Source organism: Streptomyces sparsus (genome assembly GCF_054776295.1).
On the sequence record NZ_BAAHCA010001721.1, the window covers coordinates 1 to 533 of the forward strand.

Genomic DNA, 533 nt, shown 5'->3' on the forward strand with positions numbered 1-533 from the left:
CGGCGGCCAGGCAGCAGAGCGCGACGGCCCCCAGCACCCACAGCGCGGTGTTCCAGCCCGGGCCGACCCGGTCCGTGAGCCGGGCGGTGAGCAGCACCACGGCCGCCGCGGCGGGCAGCAGCGCGACGGCGAACGCCGTACTGCGTACCCGCAGTACGGACAGTGCGTGGTCCCGCGCCGATCGGTTCCCGTCCGTGCGGACTGCCATCGTCCACTCACCCCCTGCCGTGTCGAAGTGCCTGGGTATTTCCCCACTGTCGCACCGGGCACGGACATCGCAACGTGCGGTGGGCCAGTTGACCCAAGGCGTCCGGGCCTGCTGCGCGGCACCCTAGTTGGCCCCCGCGCGGGCAGTCAGCCGTACCAGGGGTGTGGTCACCCGATGGAATGGCTTTGGGCAGAGGTGTTGCGGATCGGGGGGTTGACGGGGGTGTCCGTCTATAGCCGGATAGCCGGTATTCGCCGCACCGGAGCACGCTGGGCGGCGCGCGGGCGCGGGGCCGGCGCTGCGGGCGCGGGCCCGGGGTGTGTGG

General features: G+C 73.4%; 1 pseudogene. It reads right to left on the reverse strand.

Annotated features, from left to right (window positions below):
* A pseudogene (locus tag ACYVE9_RS30490) lies at positions 1–208 on the reverse strand (hypothetical protein); the annotation flags it as partial.
* Positions 209–533: the final 325 nt, after the last annotated feature.